3 protein-coding genes are annotated in these 4398 nt (G+C 58.2%); all 3 read right to left on the bottom strand.

The window, feature by feature from the left end:
* Positions 1-2180, bottom strand: a 2180-nt coding sequence (locus tag B7364_RS08475; RefSeq protein WP_085339570.1) for a GumC family protein, incomplete at its 3' end; no start/stop codon positions are given.
* 268 nt (positions 2181-2448) lie between these two features.
* Positions 2449-3792, bottom strand: a complete 1344-nt coding sequence (locus B7364_RS08470) for an outer membrane beta-barrel protein (protein WP_085339569.1) — start codon at positions 3790-3792, stop codon at positions 2449-2451.
* A gap of 125 nt (positions 3793-3917) precedes the next feature.
* Positions 3918-4367 (bottom strand): hypothetical protein, encoded by a 450-nt coding sequence (locus B7364_RS08465; RefSeq protein ID WP_085339568.1) that lies wholly within the window; start codon positions 4365-4367, stop codon positions 3918-3920.
* Positions 4368-4398: the final 31 nt, after the last annotated feature.

The raw sequence follows: 4398 nt of genomic DNA, 5'->3' as shown, positions 1-4398 counted from the left end.
GCGGAGTCGCCGCGGGTGTATTTGGATTGAGCTTTGAAGTCGACGGAGTTGAGAGCGACGCCGCGAGGAGTGATGCGAGCGGATTGGAGTTCGTGGACGGCGATGCGGATGGCGTCGCCTGTGGTGGTGCCCCAGCGGACGACGAGGATGACGGCGTCGGCTTGTCGGGCCATGGTTTGGGTTTCTGCGACGGCGAGGACGGGTGCGGTATCGACGACGATGAACTGGTAGTGGGGTCGCAGGGTATCGAGGAGTCCTGAGAAGCGTTCGAGGGCTTGATCGACCCCGGTGCGGTCGTTGATGGCTTGGGTTGGCAGGATATCGAGATCGGTGAGGAGATCGCGCGAGAGGGCGGCTTCGAGGCGGTCGTGATGATTGATGACCTCGACGAGATTGGTTTTGGCTTCGATGCCGGCGATATTGGCGATGGTTGGTCTGCGGATATCGGCTTCGATGAGGATGGTTTTAGCCCCGGACATGGCGAGGGTTCTGGCGAAGGCGAGCGCGGTGGTGGACTTGCCTTCTCCGGCGACGGCCGACGAGAACAGGATGACTTGGGGGATTTTTTCGCCATCGGGGGCGAGGATGAGGTCGGCGCGCAGTTGGCGTAGGGCTTCGGCATAGAGCGAGAGGGGTTTGACCGCGACATAGTCAGCAGGGCCTTGTCCCCCGGTTGCGGCGAGGTTTTTGACTTCGCGCAAGGTGAGCTTGGGGACGGAGACGAGGCAGGGAGCCCCGGTCCAGTCTTCGACCGCTTGAGGGGTGCGCAGGCCGCGCTGGAGGCTTTCGAGGAGCACGATCACAAAGCCGGCGAGGACGAGGCCAGCAAGGAGGCCTTGCGCGAGATCTTGGGTTGGATTGGGCGAGGCGGGTCGGCCGGGGATTTGGGCGCGCACGATGATGCGGGCGTCTGGGCGCTGAAGCTTTTCAAGGTCGGTGATTTGCTGCAGGCGCTGAACATAGCCCTGATAGGTAGCTTCTGTGGCCGTGACTTGGCTTTGCAACTGCTGGAGCACCGAAGCGCGACGGGTATCGCGACCCAAAGCCGCCGTCCAACGGGCTAGTTCTGCCTCAATGGCTGCAACCCGGCGCTGGGCGACTTGGAGTTCATTCACACTCCCCCGCGAGACACGACCCATTTCTTCTTGGATCTGGCGGCGGATGTCGTTGAGCTGTTCGCGGGCAACCTGCATCTGGGGATGGGAGGGACCATAGCGCACGGCCAGTTCTGAGATGCGGCGCTGGACTTCACCTTCACGCGCCCGCAAGGCTTGGACAGCGCCTGAGCCCATCACATCACTCACCCCATCAGAGCCAGAGATGCCCAGACTATCGCGCGAGCCTGCCCGAGCTTGACGGGCGGCCAGTTCGGCGCGGGCTTGGCTGAGTTGGGATGACAGGCTGGTGACTTGTTGGTCGGCAAGGCTGGACCCGCCTGCGACATTGAGGCCGCTGGCTGCACGCTCGGCTTGCAGGGCTGCGGATTGTTCTTTGAGTTGGGCCCCAACTTGGTCGACTTGTTGTTGCAGCCAGATACTGGCCTGACGGGTCGAAGACAGTTTGGCATCCAATTGTTCGGCCAGATAACCTTGGGCAACCGCATCAACGATGCGGGCAGCCTTGACGGGATCTGACGCCCGCATCTTGATCACGATGACAGAGCTCGCCCGCACACTGTCGACATTCAACGAGCGCATCAGACTGGCCTTGGTGGCCTCAATCTGGGCTGTATCGACCGCAGTGGTGCTGGCAACGGGATTGGTGGTGGTGACGGGCTGGACGGGGGCTGTACGGGCCAGATAGGGGTTGAAGTCTGGGTCGCGCTGCAATTGCAACTCGCGCACAACCCGTTCCATCAAGGCAGGCGAGCGCAAGGATTGCACTTCATTGGTCACCATCGGAACTTGGCTTTCCCGAGCCCCTTGCTGAGCACCCGTAGCCAATTGATTGCTCTGGTTCTCCAACAAGATGGATGTCGAGGCGATATAGGTCACAGGCGTCAGGGCTGTCTTGGCAAAGCCCCCAGCAATCCCCAGAATAATCCCGGCGATAATGATGAGCCAACGCCGCCGCAAAATCCCGAAAGCAGCATCCACCAGCGCCCCGATCGATTGATCATCGCTGGGGACAACTCGAGTGGCGCGCGCACTTGAGTACGACAGCGAGCCTGCTTCTGACATTCCAAACTCCAATCACATACTGACATGTCAGCTGGCCGGTTTGCCCAGCCCACTCACGTTGAATTCCCAGAGCCCAAGCAAAGTTCTAACCAGAGACCCTCAAGGGCTCCTAGGACGTAATAGTCCCAAGACCAATGCAACGCGTTTGACAACGCCTTGCCCCTGTATGAGACAATGCTGCTATCCCAAGATGGAACAGTTGGCATCATCTATAACTTGATCGGATGCTCCTGAGGGGACAAAAGCACGCTTTGCCCCTCAAAAACCCCTAACGCCGCAGCGACAGACGTACGCTGTAGCGTGTCTCATCAAAATTCAGGCCAGCCACATTATTGGTTTCAAGCTTCTCATTGGTGACATTAAACACCACAGACAGCCATTGGGTGAGCAAAAGCGCCCCCGAAGCGGTCAAAGTGGTACGCTCGTCACGACGAATAACATTATCATACTCAAATATCTCACGCTGGGCACGCGCTGACAGTACCAAATTGGAACGTACATCCCAATCCACTTGTGCGCCTAGACCTGTCGTAACCGCTCCACCCGAACCTTGAACAGGGGAGTCGGTGATGTTGCGCGTGGCAACCACACCAACCGTCACCAAGGTCGTGGGGAACCATTCCACAGCCGCCCGATACCCAAAAGCTTCGCTGTCATCATAAAGAACTGCATCAAACTTTTGTTCCAGATAGCCAACAGCGACTTCCCCACGGGCAAGGTTGGACAAGTCGAAATTTACCCCGACCATCGCTTGGGTCTGATCTGAATCCCGCGAAGGGAATAATCCACCCGTGCGCTCTTGATAGTTACGGGTGCCATAGGTTCCGCTGGCAAAAATCGCCGTACTGGGGGTCAGCGCAAAGTCCGTGCGCAGGGTCAAAGCCGCCCCTTCCGAATTCCGGTCAATCTGCGACAAGGTGGTGCCATTGGTCAAAGGCACCGGATCAAAGCTGACGTCGCTCACATCCACATTGGCCGACAGACGCGTACGGGTCAGTTCCCACACACCGCCCACAGTCAAAGCGCTCGACTCATACTGGCCAGGCTCTGCCACATTGACCGGTAGGCCTGCCGTCGAGCGGCTCTCTACCCCTTCAAAATAGCGGTAAGCAGCTTGCAAATTGGCCCCGCGACGAATGTCGAGCCGCCCGGCAGCCTGCAGTTCAAGATCGGTTGAATCTTCGGTCGAAAAATCTTGATACACCGTACCAGCAACACCTGCCCCAAAGCTCACCGCATGGCGGCTCCAATTGGAGGCTAAAGTCATGCGCGGACGAATAATATAGCCCGTATCGCTTTGACTATTGGTGTTCGACCGCTTGGCATTGTCGGTTTGGAACGTGTCGTAATCAATCGTCGGACTCAAAACAAAAGCACCCAGACGCACATTGACCGGCTCAAGGCCCGCACCACGGGGTTTATCGCGCACCCCACTGTTGCGACCGCGATCCACAAACTGGCCCCGATAGCTCGACACCGAACTGCTTGAGCCAACCGCCTGCAAGGTCCCAAACTGGATCAAAGTCGGATTAGGATTGATGACTTGGGCAAACGCCAAGCTCGGAAGACCCACAAGGCCGGCCACAAGTCCAATTTGTATCGTTCGCATCATTTCGTTCACCACACTCACGCTGTTGCCAGCGTCGGATTAATCTTCAACAGACCCTCTAGCCTGTCTGCCTAAAAATTCTCTCAATCAGGCTTCACAAAGATGTTCATCCTGACTTAGGACCACACTTAAGGTGCCGGTTGATGGCTCGAGCCTGTCGAGGCACCTGCTCCTGCTGGCGGCAAGGGCAGACCGGTGCCACCGCCCGTATCCCCTGTCGCGCCCCCAGTTTGGGCTAAACTCAACGACCGAAGTCCCCGCAGCCCAGCTTGGTCGGTCTCACTGCACCATAAGGGGATCCGCTCAGGAGCCCGCTTGCGCAATTCCTCCAATAATTCCCCAGATGGACATTGGCCAAGCAATCGCGTCAGCGCATCGACCACAACCGCAGAGCTCGCCCCCGACGCTTCAATCGTTGCTGAAACCGCAGGCACCAAAGGCTGATTGGCGCTCGAGGCGGCTTGGATCGCGCTGATCAACTTAATCTGCAGCGATTGGGCTGTCTCGGCGGCAACCGCAACCCCTGACAAGCCAAGCATCATGAGCCCAGCTACACCCACCATCAGTTTCTTGATCATTCTCTTTTTCCTTACCCGACCACACACAAGC

Source organism: Aquidulcibacter paucihalophilus, assembly GCF_002105465.1.
Classification (GTDB): Bacteria; Pseudomonadota; Alphaproteobacteria; order Caulobacterales; family Aquidulcibacteraceae; genus Aquidulcibacter; species Aquidulcibacter paucihalophilus.
This window is presented reverse-complemented; position numbering and strand designations above follow the sequence as displayed.

Coding starts and splice junctions, on each gene's coding strand:
- B7364_RS08470 (WP_085339569.1), bottom strand. CDS start 3,792: ATGATGCGAACGATACAAATTGGACTTGTGGCCGGCCTTGTGGGTCTT.
- B7364_RS08465 (WP_085339568.1), bottom strand. CDS start 4,367: ATGATCAAGAAACTGATGGTGGGTGTAGCTGGGCTCATGATGCTTGGC.